This window comes from Bacillus cereus group sp. BfR-BA-01349 (assembly GCF_022663795.1).
Taxonomy (GTDB): domain Bacteria; phylum Bacillota; class Bacilli; order Bacillales; family Bacillaceae_G; genus Bacillus_A; species Bacillus_A cereus.
Genome location: NZ_JAKUGE010000053.1, coordinates 13102 through 39981, shown reverse-complemented (window position 1 = coordinate 39981; position 26880 = coordinate 13102). Strand labels below are relative to the sequence as shown.

Below are 26880 nucleotides of genomic sequence, written 5' to 3'. Positions count from 1 at the left end.
TTTATTTTATCTTTTGAAGAAAATTTAGCCATAAAAAATGCACCTCCAATTGTTAGTTATGTGTCTAACAATTGGGGTGCACTTCATTTTTGTCCAATGGTCTTTTTATCCTTTTATATGCAAAGAATAAATTTATTTATGATACGGTTCATCGTAACTATTCTAAATAAGGTTATTTTTTATTATTTTCATAATTAAATTTAACAAAAAAGGTAGTGCCTTCCGATCCTGTTTGAATTTCTATTTTTGCATTATGGCGGGCAGCAATGGCATAACATACACCTAACCCTAATCCAGTTCCATTATCTTTGGTCGTGTAAAACGGCGTACCCAGTTTCTCTAATACTTCAGGCCTGATACCTTTTCCTTGATCCCGCACTGCAAGCACCACACAATTTTGACCTTCCTTGTAAGTGCTAATGGTTAGAACTTTCCCTGTATTCATCGCTTCTAAGCCATTACGATATAGATTCATTACTAATTGCCGTATTTCATTACGATTTAAAAGTAATTCTGGAATGTCATTTGTATCGACTTGAATATATTTATTTTGATTGTACGTATCAATCTTTATTAAAGGAATAATATCGCGGATAATTGAATTTAAATCTAACATCTGCAAATCCGATTTCCTTGTATTACCCATTGAGAGAAATTCAGTAATAATAGAATTGGCACGGTTAAGTTCTTCAATCATTAAATGAAAGTATTTATTATGTTTCTCATAGGTATTCTCTTCTTTTAATAACTGTAAAAATCCTAGTACTGTTGTCATTGGATTTCTAATTTCATGGCTGATACCTGCTGCCATTTGCCCTATTAAATCTATGTTGGATAATCTTTTCAATTCCTGTTCATATTTCTTTTTTTCCGTTATGTTTTTAAAAATACAACAAATACCATCATCATACGGGTATGCAATAACTTCGTGCCAATATTCATCTGCAGTAGAAAGAAATTCGAAATGAACTGTAGTTCGCTCTGACATCGCACGATGAAATTCCTTATACATAACTGTGTCGATTTCACTCGGGAAAACATCCCATATATTCTTTCCTAATACATCTTTTGCTGTTTTTCTTTGCGGAAAATATTGGTGCTTATTTACGTACGTAAATTCCCATTTATTATTTAAAATAAAAAATCCATCCGTAATACATTCAATCACACTTGTAACTTTTTCATTAGCAGCAGCTAGCTCTCTCGTTCGCTCTTCCACTATGCTTTCTAGTTGATCCATATATGACAAATTCGAAAACGTAGGGGCTGTGGCATCAACGATAGATTTTGCTAGTTGAAGTTGAGAATGATCATAATTGTGAGCTTTTCCTTCTTTGCCAACGACGATTACCCCTAATACTTCTCCAATTGAAACCAATGGAATCATCAATAGACCCTTACTATCTATATTTTTTGTTTGAATAACTTCTTGAATCTTGGCTTCATAGCTTTTCTCTGTCCAATCCGCTTCTGTCCAATGACAGCCCTTACTTAATTTCGTTGTTTTAATTGTTGTTTTATCTAGCGGATCTAGAAGATGGGCAGTCATATTTTTACTCTCTAAAATCTGTTCTAGGTAAAAAAAGCATTTATCAAAACTCTCCTGTATCGAGGAACACATTGATAAATCACGTGTAACATTTAGTAACAGCTGCTTCTCAGCAATAAGGTTTTCCTTTTGTTTTAAATTATTTGTGTTTTGAATTGCAACCGCAGCCATATTTACATAAGCTTCAACACTTTGAATTTCTGAATCTGTTAAGTTCATCGGAATTCCATAATCAAATAAAAAAACTAGACCAAATAACTCTTGCCCAAATGAGATAGGCAAGGCTAATAAGGACTTAATTTTGAATGCATTAACCGGTCTCGGATCTGGTCGATGATCCTTTGAGGTATCAGGAATATAGATGGTTTTTTTCGTTTCAATAACCTCTTTTGCCAGTAAGTCTATTTCAGGATCAATTACTTGAGTATCGAGCGTTACGCCATTTATAGTCTCTGGTTTTCCTGCAAACCCTCTAAATGTTCCATCTTCCTGGGGTAAATAAATTCCAACAGCATCGCACCTAACAATTTCCTCTGATATCGCCATTGTCACACGCTGCAATACGTCACGTAGTTCTAATTTCGTATTTATTATTTTTGTTATATTTGCGAGTCTAGAATATCTCGTCTGATCACTTACCATTCACATAGCCTCCAATTATAGGCATAATAAAATAAATATGATAATATCAGTGTTTTACATAGAATACATTACTTATGATACGGTTCTCCACGATTAATCCGAAACGCTCTATAGACTTGCTCAAGCAACACTAATCGCATTAATTGGTGTGGCAATGTCATCTTTGAAAAAGAAAGTGATTCATTTGAACGCTTCATCACTTCTGAGCTTAGTCCAAGTGATCCACCAATTACAAATGCGACTTTACTCTTTCCGTATGTAGCAAGGCGATCTAGACTTACCGCAAATTCTTCTGATGACTTTTGCTTTCCATCTATAGCTAATGCAATCACATGCGTGTCATCAGAAATTTTATCCAGTATACGTATACCTTCTTTTTCCTTTACAATTAACATTTCTGCTTCACTTAAATTTTCTGGCGCCTTTTCATCAGGCAATTCAATTACTTCTACTTTTGCGTATGCAGATAATCGTTTTAAGTATTCTGCTATACCTTGTTTCAAATATTTTTCTTTTAATTTCCCAATTGAAATAATCGAGATATTCACACGTATCCTCCACCTTACAAACATGTTATCCACAAAACTTATCCACATATCCACAAATACTACCCACATATTGTGTGAGAATCTGTGTTCGATACAACATATGTCGCCTCATTTTGACAAAATTCACATGTTTTTTTCTCTTTTCTCGAGTTATCCACATTGTTGATAACTGGTGCAACTTCACACTCATCCACAATAATATCTAACGCTAATTCAACATGTTCTAAACAACAAGGTAAATTCATTTTCTACACCTCACTTTTCTACAATAGAAAACAGGAGGTAGGCCCTCCTGTTTTTAATACTTTTGAATGCCTAATTTCACTGTTGTTGTTACTCTTTTTGTACCACGATAAAACGTAAGAGTCATTTTATCATTAATTTCCTTATCATATAAGGCCGTACGGAATCCAATAATATCGCGAATTGGTTTTCCATCTACTGCCACAATAACATCATGTTCTCTTAAACCAGCATCCGCACCTGGCGAAGGACTTTTCACATCCAAAATACAAACGCCCTCTGTTACAGTACCTGGTAAATGTAATGTTTTTGACCAATAATAGTTTGGGATTTCATTTAATGACCTAAGTTCAATCCCAACATACGGTCTTCTTACTTTTCCATACTTCTCAAGTTCATTCATAATCGGAACAGCTCTAGTCACCGGAATAGCAAGGCCGATTCCTTCTACTTCTTTTGCAGCAATTTTCATTGAATTAATACCAATTAATTGTCCTGCTGCATTTACAAGCGCACCACCACTATTCCCCGGATTAATCGCTGCATCTGTTTGTAACACTTCTACTTGCCAATCATAATGTCCATCTTGATCTAAATCTACAGGGACAATACGTTCATTAGCTGAAATAATACCTTGTGTAACTGTTCCAAAAAATTGCAGTCCAAGTGGGTTTCCAATCGCAATAACTGGTTCTCCTCTGCGAACAGTATTAGAATCGCCAATTTCAATTATTTTTTTCACATGCTTTGCATCTATTTCTAATACAGCTAAATCTGTGACTACATCGGTTCCTAATACTTTTCCAGGAACCTTCTTACCATCACTTAGACTTACTTCAATACGATTCGCTCCAGCTACAACATGATTATTCGTTACAATGTAAGCTTGACCATCTGTCTTTTTATAAATTACTCCTGATCCTGTACCGGCCTCTGAATCTGCCTCTGAAAAATTATCTCGTTGAATGTTAATAACACCCACAACAGCTTCAGATGCACGATCAACAGCATCTACAAAGCTAATCTGTTTAATCCCTTGAGCTTCAGCCATATTACTTCCGCTTGCTTCAGCTTGCGGAAGCGTATCAGCAGAATTCGAAAATAAAGGCGCTCCAAACGCAAATAAAGAAGCTCCTACAATTGTTCCCGCTATACTCGAAAGAACTATACCTTTGTGCTTCTTTTTTCCTGCACGTTTCATACGATAACTTTCTTCATCAATAAAGGACATATTTGTTCACCTATCTTCCTGAAAACAACTATATTCACCTTTATTGTTTACTAAAATGAAGAATTATACGTATTGAATTTTTGTAGGCATTTTTGGATCTGTATCGTGAATTTCAAAGGATTCACCCACTCCAAATCCTTTTTCCTCTAGTACTTGTGATACTGACATACGCGCTAGTTCTTTCATGTTATTATCTAAGCTTAAATGGGCTAAATAAATATGCTTTGTCTCATCTGTAATTACATCTGCCATCGCTAATGCAGCATCCTCATTACAAACATGCCCAACGTCACTTAAAATACGTCGTTTAATGCTCCATGGATAACGTCCCATACGAAGCATTTCTACATCATGATTACTTTCAAATACAAAAGCATTAGCTCCCTTAATAACGCCCTTCATACGGTCACTTACGTATCCCGTATCTGTAATAAGCGCTAATTTCCTATTATTGTTATGGAAAGCATAAAACATCGGTTCTGCCGCATCATGAGAAACTCCAAATGACTCGACTTCAATATCACCAAATGTTTTCACATCACCAACTGAGAAAATAAACTTTTGTTCAGTTGGGATATTTCCTATTAAATGTTCCATTGCATTCCATGTTTTCTCATTCGCATAAACAGGTAAATCATATTTACGTGCCAATACACCTAATCCTTTAATATGATCACTATGCTCATGCGTTACAAGAATACCTGATACATCATTTATATTTAGTTCTGCTTGTTTAAATAAAGCCTCTGTTGCTTTACCACTTAAACCTGCGTCGACTAGTAATTTTTTTTCATCGGTTCCTACGTATAGCATATTTCCTGTACTTCCACTTGCAAGTACGCTAAAATGCAACCCCATTCTTTCTCACTCCAGTATGTTCATCAACCACTTGATTTTCCTTTTCTCCTAATTCCATAACTTGTCCTTCAATTGCATTCACAAAGAAGTCCTGCTTCTGCTCCGTTTTTAAATTCCACGTTGGAGCAAGTACTTGGTTATTAGAAGTAGATGCGGTAAGAGTGGCATAACCAATTTGCGCTTCTTTAACATGCGTATTTCCATGAATTTTATTTTTTAAATACAAATTTTCTAAAGCTGTTTGAGCCGTAATAATTTCTTGCTCTTTCGTTTTTTCACCTTCGCCCATTTCTTTTAAATCAGTTAGCATTGTCTGCGTATATGAAACAAGTTCATTTTTTTCATTTAATTCCACAACAATCATCGCCTGATTATTATAGAAAATAGGCTTATCTTTATATTTTTGGAAGAAATAAATTTTAGAGTCTTTCACCGCTCCAAATTCATACTTTTGTCCATCCAATACATAGTTCTTCAAAAATTCATTATACTTATCTTTTGATAATGATTTCGTATTTAAAAAAGGCTCTTTTAGCTTACTTTCTATCTTGTACATATTTTGTATATGCACCGTTTGATTTTTCAAAGACTGTATATCTTCTTCTTTAAAGGCTTTATTTTCCGCTCTAATAAATGCCTCTTTTTTCGGTTCTTTAGGGATATTTCCCATCGTAATTTTATTTGCTTTTAATTCTTGATCTATCTTTGTTTCTGCAATAAGCTCCAATTGATTACTATCTTGCTTTTGAATGAATTGGAAAATGAGAAAGAGGTCCAAAACAAAAAAGGTCACAATAAATATGGTTTTAATCCGATCCCAATCCATTTAGTCCTCCCTCACTCCACTCATAGATTTTCTGTTTACCTGTTTCATCTTCAACAAGCTTTACATACCAAATTGGTTGTAGTCGAACCACTTGCCCATCTAGTGATAACTTGTATCCAATGCCAATATCCTTAATTACTTGTTTCTTTATCTCTGGATTATTTTCTAGGGATGCTATTACAACATGCCCTGACGGAAGAGTAACCTTCTGTTCTATACCTTTAGTATTTAAAGACAGCAACGGTCTTTCATATTCCATTACTTCTTCTGATCCCCATACTTGTCTTAATTCCGCTAATCCATCTGCATTGAATACTGGATATCCATCTTCATTTAAGCGAAATACTGTCTCTCCTTTATTCATATAGTCCAAACGATATGAATCCAAACTCCCACTGTGACCACTTACAAATTCAAAGCTTTTTTGTAAAAGCATTAAATTATCTATCGTTTTCTCAGTTAAGACAGAAGAGTTTTTATACTTTAGCATGTGACGATCGTTTTCAATTTCCATGGATCTAATACCATCTGTAAATGTTTCTTTCGACATCTCGGTAATCGGACTTAAATAACGAGGATCACTAAACAGAGCATTCTTAAACGTATCAACTGCTAAATTAGATGAAATATATGTTATATTGCTTAACTCTGTCGTTCCATCTGGTAAAAATAATTTTTTCATATCATTGAGTTGATAATCAAAATAAGGTTTTGCTGATACTATAAATTGATTTTGGGCATTTACAATATCTTTTAAATACAAGCCACTTAATTTTGCCTCGTATATTTTAAAGTTATCACCATCAGAAACAAAGTTAATTTTAATTTCTTGATCCTTACTTCTAGAAGGATCAAGGAGAATACGATTAAAATGTTTAGGCTTACCTGTACTTTTCTCTTTCATGTTAAACATGGATTTAACTGCATCAAATGGGATATCGGTAGGGAAAACAAGTTCAACTTTCCCTTCACCATGCACATATGAAAGGAAATCACCCTTAGTGATTGATATCTCTCTAAAATCATATAGTTCCCCTACTTCCAGAGGCTTATAGATTGATTCTATATCTGCCTCTCTTCTGCTCCCATAATGATTTTTATCTTTATGCACGATGATAGAAGTAGGACGGACAACATCGGAAATTTTAGTTTGGTTCATTCCTTCATTCCCCTGTACAAATTTCGCGTTTTGCATGGATGTAGAATCTGGCACATACGTCCATAAATTAAAAGTAAGAAATAGGCTAATTACAACTAGGTTAATTAAAACTATTGTTTTAAAGTTTTCCATACTCATTCCCAATCGTCCTCTTCATCTGCTGCCATTGGTAACGTGAAATAAATAGTTGTCCCTTTCCCTTCTTCACTCTTCGCCCAAATAGAACCACCATGTGCCTCAATCATTTCTTTTGCAATTGCTAATCCAAGTCCCGTACCACCCATTTGTCTTGAACGAGCTTTATCTACGCGATAAAAACGTTCAAAGATTTTATCAACGTTTTCTTTTGGAATACCCATTCCTTGGTCACTTACACTAATTTCTAATAAATCACCGCGATCACGTAAACGATATGTTACTGTTCCACCTTCTGGTGAATACTTTAATGCGTTAGAAATAATGTTATACAGCACTTGAGTAATTTTGTCAGTATCCATATCAATAAATCTAGATTTCTTAGAGAAAGATCGTTTGAAACTTACATTTTGCTCTTTAGACATTTCAAAGCGATCAATAATATTATTAAAGAAATCAGTAAAGTCGACCCATTCTTTCATTAAACGATGCTCTGTACTATCCAGTTTAGATAGCTGTAACAACGCATTTACAAGTCTAATCATTCTTTCTGTTTCTTCTTGTGTAACCGTTAAAAATTGTGGTGCAATATTTGGATCCTGCCATGCTCCATCTGTAAGTGCCTCTAAATAACTGCGCATCGTCGTTAATGGCGTCCTTAATTCATGAGAGACATTTGCCACAAACTCACGGCGTTCCCGTTCTATACGTTCCTGCTCTGTTACATCATATAGTACAGCAATTAAGCCGTTTGCCTTCCCTGTTTCTTTTTGAATAACAGAGAAACTAGCACGTAAAATATATGGTTCGTTTCTCGTACTAAAATCTAATAAAACAGAATCTGGCTCTTCATATAAATGATCGAGCGTAAATTCTTCCTGTATCCCTAATACCTCTAAAACAGATTGATCGAGCGCTGTTTCACGAGAAACATTTAACATCTTTTCCGCAGGGTCATTTAGTAAAATAATATCCCCTTTTCGATCAGTAGCAATTACTCCATCTGTCATATGTGATAAAACAGATGATAATTTACGCCTTTCACTTTCTGTAGAAGAACGAGCTTGTTGTAATTTTTTCGATAAATTATTGAAGGATAATGCCAGTTGTCCAATTTCATCATGGCTATGCACTTTTACTTTTCTGGAATAATTTCCTTTTGCCATTTCGATTGCTTGTCTCCGCATATCTGAAATTGGTCTTGTAATTGTTTGAGCCAATAAAATCCCAAGTACGGCCGTTACTAATAAAGCAATTACTGTTCCCGTAGCAAAAATTTGATTTATATCCTTCATTTGTTTATATACATCTTCCATAGATGCCACAATGTAAATAACACCAAGCGCATCCTTACCGTTATCATCTAGAATCGGAGTAAGCATAACTTGAACACGATGACCTGTACTACCATCCTTCTCAATTTTCACTTCTGGCTTTTTTTGTACTAACACTCGCTGAACAGCTATATCAGTTGATGTTCGATTCACCTTATTCTGCTTTGATTCATCTGAAATAGCCAGTAACTTTCTGTGCGAATCAAATACACTTACCTCTTGTATAACTTTCTTCTGATCAGAGGCAAATTTTCGAATTGAAGTTTTAATCGTTTCATCTGTTGACTCTGTTTCTGCTTTTGTATAACTTTTTTTAAACTCTTGCTTCAAATTATATGATAATAAGTTTGTTTGCTGCGTTAAAGAATCCCTAAAACCTTGTACTAAGCTCTTCTCTAATTCCCTTACGAAATATACTCCAATAACTTGCATCGCTATTAATATTAATAGCATATATATAAGCACAAATTTTAAATGAATAGATTGAAAAAAACCAACTTTCTTCATATACTATTCCTGCTCTGGGTCACGCAAGTAATACCCTACTCCACGTCTAGTTACAATTAAAGTAGGATGGCTTGGATTATCTTCAATTTTTTCCCGCAAACGACGTACTGTAACGTCTACTGTGCGCACATCTCCAAAATAGTCATAACCCCAAACTGTTTGTAATAAATGTTCGCGTGTCATAACTTGTCCTAAATGTTTCGCTAAATAATGTAGCAACTCAAATTCACGATGTGTAAGCTCGATATTTTCCTCGCGCTTCGTTACACTATATGCATTTGGATTAATCACAATTGGTCCAATAACCATTTCTGTATTTTCTTCTTTTTCCGCAGCACCACCTTGTTGATGGCGGCGTAAATTCGCCTTCACACGAGCAAGTAATTCCCTTGTACTAAATGGCTTCGTTACATAATCATCTGCCCCAAGCTCAAGCCCTAATACTTTATCAATCTCAGAGTCCTTTGCTGTAAGCATAATAATCGGCATTTCTGAGCTTTTACGTATTTCACGGCAAACCTCTAAGCCGTCTTTACCTGGTAGCATAATATCTAATAAAACCATATCTGGTTGCTCTTCATTAGCCTTTTCAATTGCTTCATCACCATCATGCGCCATTACTATTTCAAAACCTTCTTTTTCTAAGTTAAACTTCAAAATATCTGCAATCGGCTTTTCATCATCAACTACTAAAATTTTCTTTCCCATCATCGTCTATTTCCTCCTTATAAAAATATGGTCAATAATCCCTAAACATATTGATGTTTACATAGTATGTCCTATATGACCGCATCCTTTGTTTAAGTATTTTCTCCTCTATTCTCATAGACTCATGTATGATCCACTTTTACACGGCATCCTATACGATCTATAGAAAAACCTCTAGCTTCAACTGCTAGAGGCTCCTCGTTCTATTTTAAAATAACTACTCAGTTTTGTAAAATTACATAAATAAAAAGGATATTAAGTGGGCCCACTTAATATCCTGAGAGTGGCTCGGGACGGAATCGAACCGCCGACACGAGGATTTTCAGTCCTCTGCTCTACCGACTGAGCTACCGAGCCAAAACTATATATAAAACCACTAATGGTGGTATAAACAAAAGTGGCGGTCCCGACCGGGGTCGAACCGGCGATCTCCTGCGTGACAGGCAGGCATGTTAACCACTACACCACGGGACCAAAAATAAGCAAAAAAAAACATGACCCATACGGGATTCGAACCCGTGTTACCGCCGTGAAAGGGCGGTGTCTTAACCACTTGACCAACGGGCCACGAAAAATAAAATGGTGAGCCATGAAGGACTCGAACCTTCGACCCTCTGATTAAAAGTCAGATGCTCTACCAACTGAGCTAATGGCTCATACTCACCAACGTCATATTTTCGTGACGACAAGATGTATCATAACATGTATTCTGTATTTATTGCAATACTTTTTTCGATTTTTTATAAAAGAATAAGAAAAAACTCATGCGGACATGAGTTTTTTCTAAACACTATTAATTAAGCTTCGTATACGTTACGAACAATATTTGTTTGGTTACGATCTGGTCCAACTGAGAACATAGATATTTGAATTCCTGTTAACTCAGAAACACGTTCTACGTATTTTCGTGCATTTTCAGGAAGTTCATCTAATGATTTTACACCAGTAATATCTTCTTCCCAACCTGGAAGCTCTTCATATACAGGCTCACATTTTGCTAAAATGTTTAAGTTAGCTGGAACTTCATCAATAACTTCACCATTGTATTTGTAAGCAACACAAATTTTAAGAGTTGGAATACCTGTTAAAACGTCGATAGAATTTAATGATAGATCCGTTAAACCACTAACACGACGTGCATGTCTTACAACAACGCTATCGAACCAACCTACGCGGCGTGGACGACCAGTTGTCGTTCCATACTCGCGACCAACTTCACGAATTTGATGACCAATTTCATCATGAAGCTCAGTAGGGAATGGACCATCACCAACGCGGCTTGTATATGCTTTACATACACCTACAACGCGAGTAACTTTCGCAGGACCAACTCCAGTTCCAACTGTTACACCACCAGCAATTGGGTTAGAAGATGTAACGAACGGGTACGTACCGTGGTCAATATCAAGCATAACACCTTGCGCACCTTCAAATAATACACGGTGATTATTATCTAATGCATCATTTAATACAACAGATGTATCACATACATATTGCGCGATTTGTTGCCCGTACTCGAAGTACTCTTCGAAAATTTCTTCTACAGTGAAACCTTCTGTATCGTACATTTTTTCAAATAAACGATTTTTTTCTACTAAATTGCGCTCAAGCTTCTCTTTAAATGCTTCACGGTCTAAAAGATCAGCCATACGAATACCAATACGAGCAGCTTTATCCATATATGCAGGACCGATACCTTTTTTCGTTGTACCGATTTTGTTATCACCTTTACTTGCTTCTTCTAACTCATCTTGCTTTAAGTGGTAAGGTAAAATAACATGTGCACGGTTACTTACACGTAAATTATCAGTACTTACACCACGATCGTGTAAGTATTTTAACTCTTCAAGTAATGCTTTTGGATCTACTACTAATCCGTTTCCGATTACACAAATTTTCTCTTTATAGAAAATACCAGATGGAATTAAGTGTAATTTATATTTAACTCCGCCGAAAACAATTGTATGTCCCGCGTTATTTCCACCTTGATATCTTGCAACTACTTCCGCATGCTCAGAAAGAAAATCAGTGATTTTACCTTTTCCTTCGTCGCCCCATTGTGTTCCTACAACTACTACTGAAGACATTATTAAAGCACCTCCGCAATTTTCAAACGATCTATTCAAACAATATAATTGTACCAAAACCGAAAAAGAAGTCAACCGAAAAGCGAACATTTTTTCATAAAAAAACTTTTTCGTTCGTAAGAATTATATATTTAACTTATGAAAGCCTTATCTTTCTTATAAAAAAAAAGAAACACATCTTATTATAAGAAATGTGTTTCTTTTTTATACTGCCTTTATGCCGGCGGAGCATGTCCATCCTCAAAACGACGTTCTAAGTTAACGAACTTATTGAACTCTTTGACGAATGCAAGTTCCACTGAACCTACTGGACCGTTACGCTGTTTTGCAATAATAATTTCAATTGTATTTTTATTTTCCGTTTCTCGATCATAGTAGTCTTCACGATATAGGAAAGCTACAATATCAGCATCCTGCTCAATACTTCCAGATTCACGAATATCAGACATCATCGGGCGTTTATCTTGACGAGATTCTACACCACGAGATAACTGTGATAAAGCAATAACAGGCACTTGCAATTCACGTGCAATCCCTTTTAAGGTACGAGAAATCTCAGATACTTCCTGCTGACGGTTTTCTCCTGATTTCCCACTTCCTTGAATAAGCTGCAAATAGTCGATCAAAATCATACCAAGACCTTGTTCTTGCTTTAATCTACGACATTTTGCTCGAATCTCATTTACTTTAATACCTGGCGTATCATCAATATATATACCAGCATTTGAGAGACTCCCCATTGCCATTGTTAATTTTGCCCAATCATCGGAAGTTAATGAACCAGTACGAAGTCTTTGTGCATCAATATTCCCTTCTGCACAAAGCATACGCATAACAAGCTGATCAGCACCCATCTCTAAACTAAAAATCGCTACATTTTCATCCGTTTTCGTCGCTACGTTTTGTGCGATATTTAATGAAAATGCCGTTTTCCCTACTGATGGACGTGCTGCCACGATAATTAAATCATTTCGTTGGAAACCTGCTGTCATCTTATCTAATTCAATAAACCCAGTTGGTATCCCAGTAACTTCACCCTTTTGATTATGCAAAAGTTCAATTTTGTCATAAGCATCTACAAGAACATCTTTAATGTTTTGGAATGCTTTTGCATTCGTTTGATGGGATACTTCTAATATTTTTTTCTCAGCCTCATTTAAAAGACCATCCACATCATCTTCTCTCTCATATCCATCCGATACAATATGAGTCGCCGTGCGAATTAAACGACGTAAAAGCGCCTTTTCAGCGATGATGCGTGCGTAATATTCTACGTTAGCTGCAGTTGGCACAACCTCTGCTAACTCCGCTAAGTAAGAAACCCCACCAACTTCTTCTAATAATCCTTGATCAGCCATTGCTGATGTCATCATTATTAAGTCGATCGGCTCTCCCTTATCAGATAGCCCAAGCATGACTTCAAAAATCTTTTGATGTTTCGTTCGATAGAACGAATCAGGTACCAATAACTCTGATGCTGAAGTTAACGCATCTTGATCAATCAATACGGCCCCTAAAACCGCCTGCTCAGCCTCTATATTATGCGGAGGGGTACGATCAGCAAGTACATCACTCATACGCAATCCTCCTTGCTTAATTTATTTTTATTGTTCACTAACATGAACTTTTACTGTTGCTGTTACTTGTGGATGCAATTTCACAGTAACGTTTGTATAACCTAACGCGCGGATTGCATCGTCCATTTCAAATTTACGTTTATCAAGCTTAATCTTGTGTGATTTTTGCATTGCATCTACGATTTGTTTGCTTGTGATAGAACCAAATAAACGGCCACCTTCTCCAGATTTCGCCTTTAATTCTACAGTTAATTTCTCTAAAGTCTCTTTTAACTCTTTTGCATTTTCAAGCTCTGCTGCTGCATCTTTTTCTTCTTTACGCTTTTGAGCTTCTAAAGTTTTCATACTGCTATTTGTTGCTTCAGCAGCTAATCCTTGTTTTAATAAGAAGTTATTTGCATAGCCATCTGGTACGTTTTTTACTTCTCCTTTTTTACCTTTACCTTTTACGTCTTTTAGAAAAATTACTTTCATGATTGTGTGCCTCCCTGTAAATAGTCATCAATAACAAATCGAAGCTTCTCCTCAGCTTCATCTACTGTAACATTTTTCATCTGTGTGGCTGCATTCGTCAAATGCCCGCCACCGCCTAAGTTTTCCATAATTAGCTGCACATTCACTTCACCTAAAGACCTGCTGCTAATTCCAATGAGATTCTCGCCACGTTTCGCAACAACAAATGATGCAATAATCCCTGTCATTGTTAATAACGTGTCTGCCGATTGCGCAATAAGCACTTGATCGTAGTAATCATCACTATCAACTTTAGCAATCGCAATTCCATTTTTATAAATGTACGCATTTTTTATAGCTTTTGCAACCCGTAAATACTGATCCATATCTTCCTTTAAAAGTTCTTGTACAAGTACAGTATCTGCACCATGTGAGCGTAAATAAGAAGCAGCATCAAATGTACGAGCCCCTGTCCGGAATGTGAAACTTTTCGTGTCGACAATAATACCCGCTAACAATGCCGTCGCTTCTAACATTGTCATCTTTAAATTTTTAGGTTGATACTCAAGTAATTCTGTAACCAATTCTGCCGTTGAAGAAGCATATGGTTCCATGTAAACTAGCAATGGGTCTTCAATAAAATCTTCTCCACGGCGATGATGATCAATAACTACTACATTTTCAATTTTACGTAACAGTTTTTGCTCCATCACCATCGAAGGTTTATGCGTATCGACAACAACAAGTAACGAATCATCATTTGCAAATTCCATCGCTTGCTCTGGAGTAATAAAACGAGACCATAACTCCTCATTTTGTTTCACTTTGTCCATCAAACGCTTAATTCCTTTATCGGAATCATTTTCATCTAACACAATATATCCTTTATGCTCATTTAATTGAGCCACTTTTAAAATACCAATCGCAGCACCAATTGCGGCCATATCGGGAGCCCTATGCCCCATAATAATGACATTACTACTTTCTAATACTAAATCCTTTAACGCATGCGAAATGACCCTAGCGCGTACACGGGTACGTTTTTCAACCGGATTTGTCTTACCTCCATAGAACTTAACTTTACCTGTCGCTTGTTTAATAGCTACTTGGTCTCCCCCACGCCCAAGCGCAAGATCTAAACCAGATTGAGCCATTGCTCCAAGCTCTGATAAAGGTAAATCACCTGATCCGACACCCACACTTAATGTAAGTGGTATATTCCTTTTAGATGTTTCTTCACGCACCTGATCTAAAATGCTAAATTTCCCTTTCTCCATCTGCGTCAAAATACTTTCATTTAGCACAACGAAGAATCTTTCTGAAGATGCACGTTTTAAATACGCACCATACTTAAGTGCCCATTCATTTAGTCGCGATGTCACAAGACTTGTTATATTCGTACGTAATTGATCATCTAATCCTTGTGTAACTTCATCATAATTATCCAAATAGATGACAGCTAAAACAGTCCTTTGATCCTCGTACATCTTTTCGATTTCTGTTTGTTCCGTTACATCAAAGAAATAAATTAACTTTTCTTCTTTCCTTACAAAAACGCGAAACTTTCGATTATTTAAAGAGACTATATCATCAGAAGTTTCTCCTTTAATGAAAAGAAGTAATGTTTCTGATACATCGTAAAGGTGCCATCCAGCTAATGCATGCTGTCCCAGACATGAAGATAAATAAGGATTTGCCCAATCAATCCCATAATCCTTATTGTATAACAAAATACCAATCGGCATTTGGTTAAATGCTTCATTACTTACTTTCTTTACTCTTGTAATCATATCTGTCGTATGCTTTTCGAAATTCCTTTGAAAATTAAGTTCAAATCGTATAACGATAAAGAATACGATACAAAAAATGACAAAAGCAGCTATCCCCATAATTAAATGAAAATAACAGAGAATTGAAATGAGCACAAACACAAAAAATGCCAATACATAAACAGGATATAAAAACCACTGTTTCTTATCAAATTCAGGCATGTATACAACTCCTATAAAGTAAAACTAACTCACCTTCCAGTTAGTTAAACAGATTAAAATAGTATAAGGAATATTATTTTATCCCCCTATTTTAGAACGCAATGAAATCCCTAAGTCAATTATACCTAAGATTGTCACAAGAGGAAACAGCATCGGAATAAACATGCATGCAATAAAACTAATAATAGGAACCCCTTTAGTAAAACCTTTTCTATACGCTAAAAAGGCGATAAATGTCAGACCTTGCAGTACAAGTAATAGTGCAAATATGACATTTAGGTTAGAAAATACCATATGTAAATATGATGTTGGTTCTACTTTTATAAAAGTTGCTAACAAAATAAATATAACGTAATACCAAATGATACTCTTTGGTAATTGTATATCTTTAAATTTAGGCCAAGATATAACGTCATATTTTAACTTTTTCAAAACACTACCTGATATTATCACTGTAATCCAAGAAAAACATACTGAAACTAGCACAAGTATACTCGGAAGTAACGATTGTAATATATCATTCATTTGTGCAAGTAACTCTTTTTGTTCCTTACTAATCGGCATACCTGTAGCACTTACTATCTTTTCGCTTTTCGCCATACTTTCACTAAATATACTTTGCATTTGCTTCATTATATCTATGTTGAAAAACTTTATACTCGCAACATAAATAAGTACAAAACCAATTAAGTATGCAAGCGTCCCAGCTATTAAGATTTCCACTGGCTTTTTTCTTGTTTTATACATATATCCTAAAACAATCCCTATCAATCCAAACATAATTGTCTTCACTAAATTCATCGGTTGACTCACAATAATAGTAACAAAAAGTGCCGCTACAAAAACCACGAGCACATTAGATAGTTTATGTCTTATCATTAATAGTATAAATGGTAACGGCAACGCAAAAGTTACAACTGTACCCAAAATCGGAACATACATAGATATAAACAATAACATTACATATATAGTCAACAACGCGGCACCTTCAGTAATAAATCTTGCTTGTTTCACATTTTAACCTCTCTTTCAAAAAAGAAAAGCATAGCAAAATGCACAGTAGAGTCCGACTCTACTGTGCATTTCATACGCTATTATTCACCAACATATGGTAAAAGTGCCATTTGACGAGCACGTTTAATTGCAACTGTAAGTTTGCGTTGGTATTTCGCGCTTGTTCCTGTTACACGACGAGGTAAAATTTTACCACGCTCAGAAACGAAACGTTTTAATAAATCAACATCTTTATAGTCAATGCGAGTGATGCCGTTAGCTGTGAAGAAACACACCTTACGACGTTTCGCACGTCCACCTTTGCGTCCTGCCATGTCTATTTCCCTCCATTCTTTGTTAAAACTAACAAATTTACTGTATTAGAACGGTAAATCGTCGTCGGAAATGTCGATCGGTTGACCTACATTTGAAAATGGATCGTCATTCTTCGTAAATCCAGAGTTACCTTGGTTACCTGAATTACTAGATTGACCAAATGGGTTAGAGCCTTGGTTACCGAAACCAGCTCCTGATGGTTGCTGATTAAATGAACCACGTTGCTCCCCACCGCCATTACGCGGCTCTAAAAATTGCACGCTTTCCGCAAGAACTTCTGTTACGTATACACGTTTACCATCTTGTCCCTCGTAATTACGAGTTTGAAGACGTCCATCTACGCCTGCTAAGCTACCTTTTTTCAAATAATTTGCTACGTTTTCTGCTTGTTTACGCCATATTACACAATTAATAAAGTCAGCTTCACGCTCACCTTGTTGATTGGCAAATGCGCGATTCACAGCTAACGTAAAAGTAGCTACTGCAACACCATTGGGCGTGTAACGTAAGTCAGGGTCCTTAGTTAAACGACCAACGAGGATAACACGATTCATCAATCGAACCACTCTCCCTTATATATCAATTATTTTTCTTCTTCTTTAACAACGATATGACGAAGGATGTCTTCGTTGATCTTAGCTAAACGGTCGAATTCGTTAATCGCTTCTGCGTTAGATTTCACGTTTAAGATCATGTAGAAACCTTCACGTAAGTCGTTGATTTCGTAAGCTAAACGACGCTTACCCCACTCTTTCGTGTTAATGATTTCTGCACCATTGTTTGTTAAAACACCTGCAAAACGTTCAACTAAAGCTTTTTGAGCTTCTTCTTCAACGCCAGGACGAATGATGTACATAATTTCGTACTTTCTCATTACACTTTCACCTCCTTTTGGTCTAAACGGCCCGTAATGGGCAAGGAGCAATTAATTTATAGTAATTACTCACGAGTTTAGATTATATCATAGTAAGTTATATGAATCAACTCACCAATACATAAAAAACTTGGCAAACATATAATATATTTGCCAAGCTCATATCTTTATTTTTCCTAGGAAATATTAAATTAAACGTTAAAACGGAAGTGCATAACATCTCCGTCTTTTACGATATATTCTTTTCCTTCTAAACGTACTTTTCCAGCTTCTTTTGCAGCTGTCATAGAACCGTTTGTCATTAAGTCATCGTAAGAAACTGTTTCTGCACGAATAAATCCACGCTCAAAGTCTGTATGAATAACACCAGCACATTGTGGTGCCTTCATTCCTTGTTTAAATGTCCAAGCACGTACTTCTTGAACGCCAGCTGTAAAGTAAGTAGCAAGTCCTAATAGGTCATATGCTGCACGAATTAATTGATCTAAACCAGACTCTTCAATTCCTAATTCTTCAAGGAATACTTTTTTCTCTTCTTCGTCTAATTCAGCGATTTCTGATTCGATTTTTGCACATACAACGATTACTTGAGAATTTTCATTTGCTGCAAATTCTTTTACCATTTGTACGTATTTATTTTCCGAAGGATCGATAACATCGTCTTCACTTACATTCGCTACGTATAACATTTCTTTTGTTGTAAGTAAATGAAGGCCTTTAACAATCTTCATCTGCTCTTCTGTAAATTCAACAGTACGAGCTGGTTTTCCCTCTTCAAAAGCTTCTTTTAAACGAACTAAAATTTCATGCTCATATACCGCTTCTTTATCTTTTTGTCTTGCTAATTTCGCGACACGCTCGATACGCTTATCAACAGACTCTAAGTCCGCTAAAATTAGCTCTAAATTGATTGTTTCAATATCATCAATTGGATCTACTTTCCCTGAAACGTGCGTAATATTTTCGTCTTCAAAACAACGAACAACTTGGCAAATTGCATCTACTTGACGAATGTGAGATAAGAATTTATTTCCTAAACCTTCACCTTTACTAGCACCTTTTACGATACCTGCAATATCAGTAAACTCGAATACAGTCGGAACAGTCTTTTTCGGTTCTACTAGTTCCGTTAATTTATTTAAACGCTCATCTGGTACTTCTACAATCCCTACGTTTGGATCAATTGTACAGAATGGATAGTTCGCAGATTCTGCTCCTGCTTGTGTAATTGCATTAAATAAAGTGGACTTCCCTACGTTAGGTAATCCAACAATCCCAGCCGTTAATCCCATATTTTTCACTCCTATGTCTCAATCTTTCATCATTATAGATAGTAACGAAAAAAATGACAAGTTTCCGCCAAACGAAAAAAAGTAACAGTTACCTACTGTAACTGTTACTCTCCCTCTATTCTTCGTGCTTCACAAGTATTTTTTTCACCTTACGATCAAACTCTCTTCGAGGAATCATTACTGAATGGTCACACCCCTCGCACTTAATGCGGATATCCATTCCCATACGAATAATTTTCCAACGATTCTCGCCACATGGATGGGCTTTCTTCATTTCCACAACATCATACAAGTTATATTCCTTTTGCTCCACTCTCCAAACTCCTCTCCATACTAAATTGCTTTTCCACTAACTAATTCTTCACGATTATATAAAACCATACGCGGATATGGAATTTCAATTCCATGTAAATCAAGACGATTTTTAATCTCTTTACGAAGTGCCCTTGCAATAACTGCATGTTGCATCGGTTCTACTTCAGCAATAACACGTAATATAACTTCTGATGCAGCTAATGTTTGCACACCTAATAATTGAGGCGTTGTTACCATTTTTTCGTACTTTGAAGGTAATTCTACTAATAAATCTTCAATAACCTGCTCTGCTTTCGCAATATCAGCCTCATATGAAATAGATACATCAACAAACGCTACACTATTACTAACTGAGTAGTTAGTAACTTGAATAATACTTCCATTTGGTAAAGTATGAATTTCACCTGTCCAACTCTTTACTTTCGTTGTACGAAGTCCAATTTCTAAAACGACTCCTTCAAATTGACCGATTTTAACATAATCGCCAACTGAAAACTGATCTTCTAACAAAATAAATAAACCTGTAATAACGTCTTTCACTAAACTTTGAGCACCAAATCCGACTGCTAAACCAATTACCCCAGCACCCGCTAATAAACCTGATGCATTAATATCAAACACACCTAAAATCGCAATTAGCATAATGAACATAACAACGTACGCTACAATATTTTCAAGTAATTTCGCTACTGTAACTGTACGACGCTCTGAAATTTGAATTGGAGAACGACTTCCCATACGAAACGCATTTCGTACAACCGCTCTTGCAATTCGCACAACAACCGCACCAATTATTAAAATAATGCATATTTTTAATGTCGCAACTCCAATATGAGCCCAACGATCAGCATCTAATAAATACTGTTTCATAGAATTAAACCACTTCGCTAATAAATCCATGTACCTCTACCTCTCTAGCTAAAATTTCTTTTTAGTTACCCTTATTATTGTATCAGAAGTCCCCTAATTGCTGAAAAAATTTTATGATTTTAATCCTATTTTATCCCCGATATCCAGGTATAAAATGGAACGAATATATATATACTAGTACTATTATTTCCGTTTTCATTCACATTTTGCAAAAATTACGCAATTATAACTTTCCATTTTCCTCACCATATAACATATATTGAAAATTTATTAAAAGGATGGGTGCTTCATGAATATTGGAAGTTTTCGCTTACCATTTTTTGAGAAAGAAACTCAAAACGTTATGCACCAAGATCTAGAAGCCTCTGAGATAATCAGTAATTTCTTACTTACCCATATTCCTATTAAAACTAATATACCAATCATTCTCGTTTGTATCGGAACAGATCGCTCTACAGGTGATGCCCTCGGCCCGTTAGTTGGTACAAAACTTGAACAAATAGACATCCAAAACCTCCAAGTATTCGGTACACTAGATGAGCCAGTACATGCGCTAAATTTAGAAGAGAAAATTCAGAATATACAGAAAGAAAATCCTGCTGCATTTATAATTGCTGTTGATGCATGTTTAGGAAAGTCCCAAAATATCGGATCAATCACTACTGGAAAGGGGCCTAGTAAACCTGGAGCTGCTATGAATAAGAAATTACCTGCAGTTGGTGATTTGCACATACACGGTATCGTCAATCTAAATGGGTTTATGGAGTTTTTCGTTCTTCAAAATACAAGATTAAGTTTAGTCATGAAAATGGCTGATGTAATCGCACAAAGTATAAAAGAGACGGATCAAAAATTATCCGCATTAAAAAAAGCAAACCATCTATAAATAATAAGATGGTTTGCTTTTTAATTTTTCTGTGCTAATAGTTCTAAAATACGATTTAAATCTTCTTTATTAAAAAATTCAATTTCAATTTTACCTTTTTCTTTTTTCGTCTCTTTAATTTTCACATCTGTGCCAAACTTTTCTCTTAAGAACGTTTCACGTTCTACGAAAAATATATTTCGCTCTTTTTTCACTTTTTTTGTTTCACGTGAAACGTGTTGATTAATCTCTTGGACAATTTTCTCTAATTGACGAACATTTAATCCTTCTTTTTCAATGCGTTTCAATAAGGACTTCAATTGTTCTTCATCTTTTATCGTAAGTAAAGTTCTCCCATGAGCCATTGAAAGTTGACCATTTGCAATCATATCTTGTACGAAAGAAGGTAGGCTTAATAACCTAGTATAATTTGCAATGTAAGGTCTGCTTTTACCAAGACGTTTCGCTAATTGTTCTTGCGTTACATTTAGCTCATTCATTAACATCTGGTATGCCATTGCCTCTTCCATAGGATTTAAATCTTCTCGTTGTAAGTTTTCTAACAAAGCAAATTCCATCATTTGCTGTTCAGTTAATTGTCTGACAACGGCAGGTACTTTTTCTAAACCAGCCTCTTTTGCAGCACGAAATCGTCTTTCACCTGCAACAATTTCATATCCTTTAATACTCTTCCTAGCAATTAATGGTTGTAAAATACCGTGTTCCTTAATCGAAATTGCTAATTCCTGAATCGCCTCTTTATTAAAGTGTTTACGCGGTTGATATGGATTCGGCCTTAATTCAGTTACAAGAATCTCCTGAATTGTTTCCTCTTCTTTCACATCTAAATCAGGAAAAAACACATTAATTCCTCTTCCTAATCCTTTAGCCACCTGCAATCACTTCCTCTGCTAAATCTATATATACTTCTGCTCCTCTTGATTTAGCGTCATACTGCATAATAGGTTTCCCATGACTTGGAGCCTCGCTCAAGCGTACATTACGCGGAATAATCGAGCGATATACTTTATCCCTAAAATACTTTTTCACTTCATCTATAACTTGGATTCCTAAATTTGTACGGGCATCCAACATTGTTAACAATACACCTTGAATTGCTAAATTTTTATTTAAATGTTTTTGTACAAGTCGAACTGTATTTAATAGCTGACTTAACCCTTCTAGTGCGTAATATTCACACTGTACAGGAATAATAACAGAATCTGCTGCTGTTAATGCATTAATCGTTAATAACCCTAAAGATGGGGGACAGTCGATAATAATATAGTCATATTCATCACGAACTGGCTGTAATGCTCTTTGCAAACGTACTTCCCGGGAAATAGTCGGTACCAATTCAATTTCAGCACCAGCTAATTGAATTGTAGCGGGTAGCACATCTAAGTTTTCAGTTGCGGTTTTCTGTATAACCCCTTGAACATCTGCATCTTCCACAAGAACGTTGTAAATACATTGATCTAATTCAGATTTTTCAATTCCCACACCAGTCGTTGCATTTCCTTGAGCATCAATATCTACAAGAAGGACTTTTTTACCTACTTGTGCCAATCCAGCCCCTAAATTAACAGATGTTGTTGTTTTTCCAACACCGCCTTTTTGATTAGCAATAGCAATGATTTTTCCCATGATGTCACCTACTTTCAACCTTTCTATCTTATTCTAGTAACAATTACGTTTATTGTAACATGAAATAAAACTTTTTCTTTTACGTCCTTTATTAAACTTCAAAATTTATTTCTAAACTCCTTCTTCATTTAACAAGAAAATATAGTAAAAGAGACCTCTCCAATAGGATAAGGTCTCTAGCACGTCATTATTATTTTTTCTTTGGAATTTTAATTGTAATTTGATAGTACTCATCAAATTCTTCTTCCTCAGAATTAACATTCAAACCACTTTCAGTAACCATTTGTAAAGATTGTCTAATTGTATTCATAGCAATCCTCGTATCTCGACTTACTGCTTTTTGCTTTGCCTTACGCTTCGGTTTCGCTTCCTCTAGTAGCTTCGCAATTCGTTCTTCTGTTTGCTTTACATTTAGTTGTTTCTCCACAATTTCCTGTAAAACCTTCAGTTGTAATTCCTCATTTTTTAAAGGAATGAGAGCGCGGGCGTGACGTTCTGTAATGCTTTTTTCTAATAATGCACTTTTTATTTCTTCAGGCAACTTTAACAATCGCAACTTATTTGCGATTGTAGATTGTCCTTTTCCAAGTCGTTGTGCCAATGCTTCTTGTGTTAAATTATGTAACTCAATCAGCTTTTGATATGCCACAGCTTCCTCGATTGCCGTTAGTTCCTCACGTTGCAAGTTTTCAATTAAAGCTACAGAAGCTGTCTCTGTATCATTTAAGTTCTTTATAATTGCAGGAACCTTTTCCCAACCTAACTTTGTTGCTGCGCGAAAACGTCTTTCTCCAGCAATAATCTCGTACTTATCATCCTCATATTGCCTTACAACAATCGGCTGAATAAGTCCATGTGTACGAATTGTTAATGCTAGCTCATCAATACGCGCATCATCAAAAACTGTTCTTGGTTGATAACGGTTAGGGGTAATATTTACTATTGGAATTTCTTGTATTTCTTCATATACCTTTTTATCTATCTCTTCATGGCTTTCGTCTTGTAATTCGAATTCGCTCTCTTTATCTCCAAAGCCAAATAAACGAGAAAACGTATTTTTCATACATATTCCACCACCTTTTAGGCCTATTGACTATTCTCCATAAAATGTTTCCTATGAAACATTTACGTTTTCATTTATATAATTTAATCTTACGTCTAATAAGATTTATTTTTCAATAGGTAATTTATTGGGTGTTCCCGGTTTGCGTGGATATTTCTTTGGTGTCTTGCGCTTTTTCTCGATTAATAAAATATTACGTTCACTCTCTTCAAACGGTAATTGGAACGTAGACATCTCTTTTAACTCTCCGCCTAGCACCTCTAAAGCATACTTACCATTTTCAATTTCTTCGTTTGCTGCTGCACCTTTCATTGCAATGAATGTTCCTCCAACTTTTACAAGCGGGAAACATAGCTCACTTAATACAGAAAGACGCGCAACTGCACGTGCCATTACAATATCGTATGATTCACGTACACCTTCTTTTTTCCCAAATGTTTCAGCACGATCATGACAAAATGCAACATCACTTAATTCTAACTTTTGTGCTAAGTGATTTAAGAAATTAATACGTTTTTGCAACGAATCTACAATTGTTATTTTTAAATGCGGGAAACAAATTTTTAAAGGAATACTTGGGAATCCAGCACCTGCACCAACATCGCAAATTGAGAATGGTTTTGAAAAATCATAATAAAAAGCAGCTGTAATGGAATCAAAAAAGTGTTTTAAATATACTTCTTCTTTTTCTGTAATAGCCGTTAAGTTCATTTTTTCATTCCACTCTACTAATGTTTCAAAGTAGATTTTGAACTGCTCTAACTGTCTAGAAGAGAGGGTGATTCCCTTCTCTTCTAGCATAGATTGAAATTGTTCTATGTTCATCTAGCAATATCTCCTTACTATTTATTGGTTCGATACGCGTGCAATTTTTCCTTGTTCTATATACACAAGTAAAATGGAAATATCCGCTGGATTTACGCCAGAAATACGTGAAGCCTGCCCCATTGAAAGTGGACGAACATCTTTCAATTTCTGTCTAGCTTCTGAAGCAATGCTAGAAATCGCATCATAATCAATATCTACAGGGATTTTTTTATTCTCCATTTTCTTCATACGCTCTACTTGCTGTAAAGATTTTTCAATATATCCTTCATACTTAATCTGAATTTCAACTTGTGCTTTAACTTCATCACTTAATTCTACTTCACTTGGTACTAAAAGATGAATATGCTCATATGTCATCTCTGGACGACGTAATAAGTCACTTGCACGTATTCCATCTTTCAATTCACTTCCGCCAATATTGCGAATTAATTCTTGAACTTCAGGACGTGGTTTAATAATAATGCTGCTTAAACGTTCCTTTTCCTGTTCAATTTGTAATTTTTTATTTGTAAATCGCTCATAGCGCTCTTCTTTAATTAATCCAATTTTACGACCAACTTCAGTTAAACGAAGATCAGCATTATCGTGGCGTAATAATAGACGGTATTCTGCACGAGACGTTAATAAACGATATGGTTCATTTGTACCTTTCGTTACAAGATCATCAATTAAGACACCAATATAAGCATCCTCGCGACCTAAAACAACTTCTTCTTTACCTAAAGAGCGGCATGCTGCATTAATTCCAGCCATAAGCCCTTGTCCGGCCGCCTCTTCGTAACCAGAAGTTCCATTAATTTGTCCTGCTGTATATAAATTTTTAATCTTTTTCGTTTCAAGTGTTGGCCATAGTTGTGTTGGCACAATTGCATCATATTCAATTGCATAACCTGTACGCATCATTTCAACATTTTCTAGGCCTGGAATTGTTCTAAGCATGTCACGTTGTACATCTTCTGGTAAGCTTGTGGATAAACCTTGTACATATACTTCTTGTGTATTACGCCCTTCTGGCTCTAAGAAAATTTGATGACGCGGTTTATCATTAAATCTTACTACTTTGTCTTCAATAGAAGGACAGTATCTAGGACCTGTTCCTTTAATCATACCAGAATACATAGCTGAACGATGTAAATTTTCATCTATTAAACGGTGTGTTTCTGTACTTGTATATGTCAACCAACATGGAATTTGATCCATAATAAATTTCGTTGTTTCAAAAGAGAACGCACGTGGCTTATCATCACCTGGTTGAATTTCTGTTTTACTGTAGTCAATTGTATTACTGTTTACACGAGGAGGTGTCCCTGTTTTAAATCTTACAAGATCAAATCCAAGCTCCTCTAAATGCTCAGATAATGTAATAGACGGTTGCTGGTTATTTGGACCGCTTGAATATTTTAAGTCGCCCATGATAATCTCGCCACGTAAAAATGTTCCAGTTGTAATTACAACTGTTTTTGCTGTATATTCTGCACCAGCTTGTGTAACTACCCCTTTACATACACCTTCTTCAACAATTAAACGCTCTACCATTCCTTGGAACAACGTTAAGTTTGGTGTTTCTTCAATTGTTTTCTTTAATTCATGTTGGTAAGAGAATTTATCAGCTTGCGCTCGAAGTGCACGTACGGCTGGTCCCTTACCTGTATTTAGCATACGCATTTGAATATGAGTTTTATCAATATTACGTCCCATTTCTCCGCCTAATGCATCAATTTCACGAACAACAATCCCTTTTGCTGGTCCACCAACAGAAGGGTTACATGGCATGAATGCTACCATATCCAAGTTAATTGTTAACATTAATGTTTTTGAGCCCATTCGTGCTGCCGCAAGACCAGCTTCACATCCTGCATGACCTGCACCGATTACTATGACATCGTATGAACCGGCATTGTATCCCATTGTTTATTCCTCCTAATAATCTCTATCTTTCTACAACTTCA

Annotated in this window: 26 protein-coding genes and 4 tRNA genes; 1 reads left to right on the top strand and 29 read right to left on the bottom strand. The window is 35.7% G+C overall.

Annotation, left to right across the window (positions count from 1 at the left end; translation table 11 throughout):
* Positions 1 to 172: 172 nt before the first annotated feature.
* From MR169_RS23140 to MR169_RS23025, 24 genes are all read right to left on the bottom strand, one after another.
* On the bottom strand, positions 173 to 2191 hold the full coding sequence (locus MR169_RS23140; protein WP_242320098.1) for a GAF domain-containing sensor histidine kinase: 2019 nt from the start codon (positions 2189 to 2191) through the stop codon (positions 173 to 175).
* A 68-nt stretch (positions 2192 to 2259) separates the two neighbouring features.
* Positions 2260 to 2739, bottom strand: a complete 480-nt coding sequence (rlmH, locus tag MR169_RS23135) for a 23S rRNA (pseudouridine(1915)-N(3))-methyltransferase RlmH (protein ID WP_001026998.1) — start codon at positions 2737 to 2739, stop codon at positions 2260 to 2262.
* A 59-nt stretch (positions 2740 to 2798) separates the two neighbouring features.
* Complete coding sequence (locus MR169_RS23130; RefSeq protein WP_001052832.1) at positions 2799 to 2984, bottom strand: CxxH/CxxC protein; 186 nt, start codon at positions 2982 to 2984, stop codon at positions 2799 to 2801.
* Between the two features lie 53 nt (positions 2985 to 3037).
* A complete protein-coding gene (locus MR169_RS23125; protein ID WP_242320097.1) occupies positions 3038 to 4213 on the bottom strand; it encodes a S1C family serine protease in 1176 nt (391 codons plus the stop codon).
* A gap of 63 nt (positions 4214 to 4276) precedes the next feature.
* Positions 4277 to 5071, bottom strand: a complete 795-nt coding sequence (locus tag MR169_RS23120; protein ID WP_000522837.1) for an MBL fold metallo-hydrolase — start codon at positions 5069 to 5071, stop codon at positions 4277 to 4279.
* On the bottom strand, positions 5055 to 5897 hold the full coding sequence (locus MR169_RS23115; protein WP_242320096.1) for a two-component system regulatory protein YycI: 843 nt from the start codon (positions 5895 to 5897) through the stop codon (positions 5055 to 5057). The genes MR169_RS23120 and MR169_RS23115 overlap by 17 nt, the downstream gene beginning before the upstream one ends.
* Positions 5878 to 7194, bottom strand: coding sequence for a YycH family regulatory protein (locus tag MR169_RS23110; RefSeq protein WP_086391481.1), 1317 nt, complete (start codon positions 7192 to 7194; stop codon positions 5878 to 5880). Before MR169_RS23110 ends, MR169_RS23115 begins: the two co-directional genes overlap by 20 nt.
* A complete protein-coding gene (gene walK / locus MR169_RS23105) occupies positions 7191 to 9032 on the bottom strand; it encodes a cell wall metabolism sensor histidine kinase WalK (RefSeq protein WP_000755367.1) in 1842 nt (613 codons plus the stop codon). Before walK ends, MR169_RS23110 begins: the two co-directional genes overlap by 4 nt.
* A gap of 3 nt (positions 9033 to 9035) precedes the next feature.
* On the bottom strand, positions 9036 to 9743 hold the full coding sequence (walR, locus tag MR169_RS23100) for a cell wall metabolism DNA-binding response regulator WalR (protein WP_000971865.1): 708 nt from the start codon (positions 9741 to 9743) through the stop codon (positions 9036 to 9038).
* Between the two features lie 281 nt (positions 9744 to 10024).
* A tRNA-Phe gene (locus MR169_RS23095) sits at positions 10025 to 10097 on the bottom strand.
* A 41-nt stretch (positions 10098 to 10138) separates the two neighbouring features.
* Positions 10139 to 10214, bottom strand: a tRNA-Asp gene (locus MR169_RS23090).
* Positions 10215 to 10235: 21 nt separating this feature from the next.
* Positions 10236 to 10307, bottom strand: a tRNA-Glu gene (locus MR169_RS23085).
* 13 nt (positions 10308 to 10320) lie between these two features.
* Positions 10321 to 10396, bottom strand: a tRNA-Lys gene (locus MR169_RS23080).
* A 141-nt stretch (positions 10397 to 10537) separates the two neighbouring features.
* A complete protein-coding gene (locus MR169_RS23075; RefSeq protein WP_000100238.1) occupies positions 10538 to 11827 on the bottom strand; it encodes an adenylosuccinate synthase in 1290 nt (429 codons plus the stop codon).
* Positions 11828 to 12042: 215 nt separating this feature from the next.
* The gene (gene dnaB / locus MR169_RS23070; RefSeq protein WP_242320095.1) at positions 12043 to 13404 is read right to left on the bottom strand and encodes a replicative DNA helicase; all 1362 of its coding nucleotides are present in this window, start codon (positions 13402 to 13404) and stop codon (positions 12043 to 12045) included.
* A 27-nt stretch (positions 13405 to 13431) separates the two neighbouring features.
* Complete coding sequence (gene rplI / locus MR169_RS23065) at positions 13432 to 13878, bottom strand: 50S ribosomal protein L9 (RefSeq protein ID WP_000864228.1); 447 nt, start codon at positions 13876 to 13878, stop codon at positions 13432 to 13434.
* Positions 13875 to 15848, bottom strand: a complete 1974-nt coding sequence (locus MR169_RS23060) for a DHH family phosphoesterase (protein ID WP_242320094.1) — start codon at positions 15846 to 15848, stop codon at positions 13875 to 13877. The genes rplI and MR169_RS23060 overlap by 4 nt, the downstream gene beginning before the upstream one ends.
* Before the next feature lie 78 nt (positions 15849 to 15926).
* Positions 15927 to 16862 (bottom strand): YybS family protein, encoded by a 936-nt coding sequence (locus MR169_RS23055; protein ID WP_016118982.1) that lies wholly within the window; start codon positions 16860 to 16862, stop codon positions 15927 to 15929.
* An 80-nt stretch (positions 16863 to 16942) separates the two neighbouring features.
* Positions 16943 to 17176 carry a 30S ribosomal protein S18 gene (gene rpsR, locus MR169_RS23050; RefSeq protein WP_000918873.1) on the bottom strand — a complete coding sequence of 78 codons (234 nt, stop codon included), beginning with the start codon at positions 17174 to 17176 and terminating at the stop codon, positions 16943 to 16945.
* 45 nt (positions 17177 to 17221) lie between these two features.
* Positions 17222 to 17734 carry a single-stranded DNA-binding protein gene (ssb, locus tag MR169_RS23045; protein WP_000981966.1) on the bottom strand — a complete coding sequence of 171 codons (513 nt, stop codon included), beginning with the start codon at positions 17732 to 17734 and terminating at the stop codon, positions 17222 to 17224.
* A 26-nt stretch (positions 17735 to 17760) separates the two neighbouring features.
* Positions 17761 to 18051: a 30S ribosomal protein S6 gene (gene rpsF, locus MR169_RS23040; RefSeq protein WP_001233778.1), complete on the bottom strand. Its 291-nt coding sequence runs from the start codon at positions 18049 to 18051 to the stop codon at positions 17761 to 17763.
* Positions 18052 to 18242: 191 nt separating this feature from the next.
* Entirely contained in the window at positions 18243 to 19343 is a 1101-nt protein-coding gene (gene ychF, locus MR169_RS23035; protein ID WP_000524667.1) for a redox-regulated ATPase YchF, read from the bottom strand.
* A 115-nt stretch (positions 19344 to 19458) separates the two neighbouring features.
* The gene (locus MR169_RS23030; RefSeq protein ID WP_000435485.1) at positions 19459 to 19656 is read right to left on the bottom strand and encodes a DUF951 domain-containing protein; all 198 of its coding nucleotides are present in this window, start codon (positions 19654 to 19656) and stop codon (positions 19459 to 19461) included.
* A 20-nt stretch (positions 19657 to 19676) separates the two neighbouring features.
* Positions 19677 to 20558: a mechanosensitive ion channel family protein gene (locus MR169_RS23025; RefSeq protein WP_000364809.1), complete on the bottom strand. Its 882-nt coding sequence runs from the start codon at positions 20556 to 20558 to the stop codon at positions 19677 to 19679.
* 259 nt (positions 20559 to 20817) lie between these two features.
* On the opposite strand from MR169_RS23025, the gene yyaC reads away from it, so the two are divergent.
* On the top strand, positions 20818 to 21414 hold the full coding sequence (gene yyaC / locus MR169_RS23020) for a spore protease YyaC (protein ID WP_242320093.1): 597 nt from the start codon (positions 20818 to 20820) through the stop codon (positions 21412 to 21414).
* A gap of 20 nt (positions 21415 to 21434) precedes the next feature.
* On the opposite strand, the gene spo0J is transcribed toward yyaC, so the two are convergent.
* The 5 genes from spo0J to mnmG all read right to left on the bottom strand — a co-directional run bounded on the left by spo0J (position 21435) and on the right by mnmG (position 26839).
* Positions 21435 to 22286, bottom strand: coding sequence for a stage 0 sporulation protein Spo0J (gene spo0J / locus MR169_RS23015; protein WP_001051832.1), 852 nt, complete (start codon positions 22284 to 22286; stop codon positions 21435 to 21437).
* Positions 22279 to 23040, bottom strand: coding sequence for a sporulation initiation inhibitor protein Soj (soj, locus tag MR169_RS23010; protein WP_000516114.1), 762 nt, complete (start codon positions 23038 to 23040; stop codon positions 22279 to 22281). Before soj ends, spo0J begins: the two co-directional genes overlap by 8 nt.
* 190 nt (positions 23041 to 23230) lie before the next feature.
* On the bottom strand, positions 23231 to 24103 hold the full coding sequence (noc, locus tag MR169_RS23005) for a nucleoid occlusion protein (RefSeq protein ID WP_000799016.1): 873 nt from the start codon (positions 24101 to 24103) through the stop codon (positions 23231 to 23233).
* 105 nt (positions 24104 to 24208) lie between these two features.
* Positions 24209 to 24928, bottom strand: a complete 720-nt coding sequence (gene rsmG, locus MR169_RS23000; protein ID WP_053513696.1) for a 16S rRNA (guanine(527)-N(7))-methyltransferase RsmG — start codon at positions 24926 to 24928, stop codon at positions 24209 to 24211.
* Between the two features lie 21 nt (positions 24929 to 24949).
* On the bottom strand, positions 24950 to 26839 hold the full coding sequence (gene mnmG, locus MR169_RS22995; protein ID WP_242320092.1) for a tRNA uridine-5-carboxymethylaminomethyl(34) synthesis enzyme MnmG: 1890 nt from the start codon (positions 26837 to 26839) through the stop codon (positions 24950 to 24952).
* Between the last annotated feature and the right edge of the window lie 41 nt (positions 26840 to 26880).

Bases quoted from the DNA above. Each gene is read 5' to 3' on its own strand.
- MR169_RS23140 (WP_242320098.1), bottom strand. From the start codon at position 2,191: ATGGTAAGTGATCAGACGAGATATTCTAGACTCGCAAATATAACAAAA.
- MR169_RS23130 (WP_001052832.1), bottom strand. From the start codon at position 2,984: ATGAATTTACCTTGTTGTTTAGAACATGTTGAATTAGCGTTAGATATT.
- MR169_RS23125 (WP_242320097.1), bottom strand. From the start codon at position 4,213: ATGTCCTTTATTGATGAAGAAAGTTATCGTATGAAACGTGCAGGAAAA.
- MR169_RS23120 (WP_000522837.1), bottom strand. From the start codon at position 5,071: ATGGGGTTGCATTTTAGCGTACTTGCAAGTGGAAGTACAGGAAATATG.
- MR169_RS23115 (WP_242320096.1), bottom strand. From the start codon at position 5,897: ATGGATTGGGATCGGATTAAAACCATATTTATTGTGACCTTTTTTGTT.
- MR169_RS23110 (WP_086391481.1), bottom strand. From the start codon at position 7,194: ATGAGTATGGAAAACTTTAAAACAATAGTTTTAATTAACCTAGTTGTA.
- walK (WP_000755367.1), bottom strand. From the start codon at position 9,032: ATGAAGAAAGTTGGTTTTTTTCAATCTATTCATTTAAAATTTGTGCTT.
- walR (WP_000971865.1), bottom strand. From the start codon at position 9,743: ATGATGGGAAAGAAAATTTTAGTAGTTGATGATGAAAAGCCGATTGCA.
- MR169_RS23075 (WP_000100238.1), bottom strand. From the start codon at position 11,827: ATGTCTTCAGTAGTAGTTGTAGGAACACAATGGGGCGACGAAGGAAAA.
- dnaB (WP_242320095.1), bottom strand. From the start codon at position 13,404: ATGAGTGATGTACTTGCTGATCGTACCCCTCCGCATAATATAGAGGCT.
- rplI (WP_000864228.1), bottom strand. From the start codon at position 13,878: ATGAAAGTAATTTTTCTAAAAGACGTAAAAGGTAAAGGTAAAAAAGGA.
- MR169_RS23060 (WP_242320094.1), bottom strand. From the start codon at position 15,848: ATGCCTGAATTTGATAAGAAACAGTGGTTTTTATATCCTGTTTATGTA.
- rpsR (WP_000918873.1), bottom strand. From the start codon at position 17,176: ATGGCAGGACGCAAAGGTGGACGTGCGAAACGTCGTAAGGTGTGTTTC.
- rpsF (WP_001233778.1), bottom strand. From the start codon at position 18,051: ATGAGAAAGTACGAAATTATGTACATCATTCGTCCTGGCGTTGAAGAA.
- ychF (WP_000524667.1), bottom strand. From the start codon at position 19,343: ATGGGATTAACGGCTGGGATTGTTGGATTACCTAACGTAGGGAAGTCC.
- MR169_RS23025 (WP_000364809.1), bottom strand. From the start codon at position 20,558: ATGGATTTATTAGCGAAGTGGTTTAATTCTATGAAACAGTATTTATTA.
- yyaC (WP_242320093.1), top strand. From the start codon at position 20,818: ATGAATATTGGAAGTTTTCGCTTACCATTTTTTGAGAAAGAAACTCAA.
- soj (WP_000516114.1), bottom strand. From the start codon at position 23,040: ATGGGAAAAATCATTGCTATTGCTAATCAAAAAGGCGGTGTTGGAAAA.
- noc (WP_000799016.1), bottom strand. From the start codon at position 24,103: ATGAAAAATACGTTTTCTCGTTTATTTGGCTTTGGAGATAAAGAGAGC.
- rsmG (WP_053513696.1), bottom strand. From the start codon at position 24,928: ATGAACATAGAACAATTTCAATCTATGCTAGAAGAGAAGGGAATCACC.
- mnmG (WP_242320092.1), bottom strand. From the start codon at position 26,839: ATGGGATACAATGCCGGTTCATACGATGTCATAGTAATCGGTGCAGGT.